A 1,503-nucleotide genomic window follows, 5' to 3' on the forward strand; every position below is an offset into this window, starting at 1 on the left:
AACACTCCTTCCCATTCCGAACAGGAAAGTTAAGCTCTATAGCGCCGATGGTACTGCATGGGTGACCGTGTGGAAGAGTAGGACGTTGCCAGGTAAGTAACGAAAAGAGATAGTTTAATTACTATCTCTTTTTTGTTAAAAGATTAATAATATAGGAATAATTAAATAATACTTTGTGTAAATTAACAATTGATTTATGATAATTATAAAACTATAAACTAAGAATATTTTATTTAAAATATGGCAAAGTTAAATAATCTTTTATAAAAAACTTGCACTGATTAAAATGTAATGATATATTATACTAAATATTAATTATAATTAAAGTTCGTATATGCCCAAATAAATTTATGGCTTGGGTGTTTCTACAAGGAGCCGAATCCTAACTACGAATATATAGTAAAATTTTATAACAAACTATATGTTCCTAGGCTGAAATGGTCTAGTTTTTTTATTATGTGGATCATTTATTTATTATATTATAGAGAGGAACGAAAGATATGGAGTTATTAAAGAAAAAAATATTAGAAGATGGTAGAATAAGAGAAGGAAATATATTAAAGGTAGATAGTTTTTTAAATCATCAAATGGATATTAGACTATTAAATGAAGTTGGAAGGGAATTTAAAAAGAGATTTAAAAATGAAAAGGTAGATAAAATATTGACTATAGAAGCATCAGGAATAGGAATTGCTGCTATTGTTGCACAATATTTTGATTATGTACCAGTTGTTTTTGCTAAAAAGACAGAGAGTCTTAATTTAGATAAGGACTTATATGAAGTGAAGGTGCATTCATTTACTAAAAATAAAGAGTATAGTGTAAGAGTAGGTAAAAGATTCTTAAATAAAGGTGAAAATATATTAGTAATAGATGATTTCTTAGCTAAGGGTTGTGCTTCAAAGGGAATGCTAGAGCTAATTAAAAAAGCTGATGCTAATTTAGTTGGAGTTGGAATAGTAATAGAAAAGGGATTCCAAGAAGGTAGATCTATATTGGAATCATTAGGAGCGAGAGTTGAATCTTTAGCTATAATAGACAGTATTGATAATGGAGATATAAAGTTTAGATAAAAACAAAGGAGAAGGGTGAAGGGTTTATCCTTCTCTTTTATTTTGCAGTTAATACTAATGTATATAAATAGATTTTTTATTATAAATTTTAATGAGTATAATTGTAATAAAATGTAATAATTTTAAATTAAACTTATCCAAGCGTATCAATAGTATAATTATTAAGTAAATCTAAGTAATTTTTAATAAAAGTGATATAAATTAATATTATAAGGATATAATAATTAAAGATATTTAATATATGTGATATTATTGATTTCGTTGCTTGAAGCAAACTAGATTCAATAAAAACATTTATTAAAAAATAAATTTGAAAAAAGTTGTTGACAATGGAGCTTGTAGGTGATAAGATAAACAAGTCGCTTGAGGGCGACGAGATAAAATGGTCTTTGAAAATTGAACAGAATATAGAAATACATTTAGAACCAGC

General features: G+C 26.2%; 1 protein-coding gene, 1 rRNA gene and 1 riboswitch. Both genes read left to right on the top strand.

Translation table 11 applies throughout. The features are described 5' to 3' along the window. A 5S ribosomal RNA gene (gene rrf, locus J2Z53_RS12795) occupies nt 1-94 on the top strand; the annotation flags it as partial. A 214-nt stretch (nt 95-308) separates the two neighbouring features. Continuing rightward, nucleotides 309-409: riboswitch (purine riboswitch) on the top strand. A 91-nt stretch (nt 410-500) separates the two neighbouring features. Beyond that, the gene (locus tag J2Z53_RS12800; RefSeq protein ID WP_209797837.1) at nt 501-1,073 is read left to right on the top strand and encodes a xanthine phosphoribosyltransferase; all 573 of its coding nucleotides are present in this window, start codon (nt 501-503) and stop codon (nt 1,071-1,073) included. The last annotated feature ends 430 nt before the right edge of the window (nt 1,074-1,503 follow it).

The sequence above is a fragment of the Clostridium moniliforme genome (genome assembly GCF_017873235.1).
Classification (GTDB): Bacteria; Bacillota; Clostridia; order Clostridiales; family Clostridiaceae; genus Clostridium; species Clostridium moniliforme.

What these genes read in the sequence shown, in the direction of transcription:
- J2Z53_RS12800 (WP_209797837.1), top strand. Translation starts at nt 501, where the DNA reads ATGGAGTTATTAAAGAAAAAAATATTAGAAGATGGTAGAATAAGAGAA.